Source organism: Vescimonas sanitatis (genome assembly GCF_049060325.1).
Lineage (GTDB): Bacteria > Bacillota > Clostridia > Oscillospirales > Oscillospiraceae > Vescimonas > Vescimonas sanitatis.
This window is the reverse complement of the sequence record NZ_JBMGPW010000035.1, coordinates 1-502: the sequence shown is the minus strand read 5'-3', so window position 1 is coordinate 502 and position 502 is coordinate 1. Positions and strand designations below refer to the sequence as shown.

Here is a 502-nt window from a genome sequence, read left to right as displayed (position 1 = left end):
CCCTTGCCGACGGGTCAGGAACTGGCGCTCCCCGACGTCTCGCCCCTCGCCGTCGAGGAAGCGGTCACGAACGCGCTGGTCCACCGTGACTACGGAGTGCGGGACCGCGTTGTCATCGACCACAGTGCCACCACCTTGACGGTGCACTCTCCAGGCTCGCTCCCCTACGGCGTGGATCCGGACCGTCTCCTCAGCACCGTGTCGACGCCGCGGAACCCGCAGTTGATGTCCCTCCTCCAACAGCTCGGACTCGCAGAGCGCACCTCACGAGGCATCGATCGGATGTTTCGGGAGCAAATCCGAGTGGGGCAAACGCAGCCGGTCATCGAGCCGGATGACTATTCCGTGACCGTGCGGTTCAGCACCGGCGCGCCGAACCGCGCATTCGCCCGTTTTCTGGCCACCCTGCCGCCTGAGCTACGCGAGAATGTCGATGCCATCCTCCTCCTCGATCACTTGTGCCGACGGCCTTCTCTCTCCGCCGACGAAGCGGCGCGCATTC

General features: G+C 65.7%; 1 protein-coding gene. It reads left to right on the top strand.

Features of this window, described 5'->3' with window-relative positions; all coding sequences use genetic code 11:
* Positions 1 to 96 precede the first annotated feature (96 nt).
* Positions 97 to 502: ATP-binding protein (locus ACOMDU_RS13625; RefSeq protein ID WP_421130700.1), on the top strand; the 406-nt coding region annotated here is incomplete at its 3' end.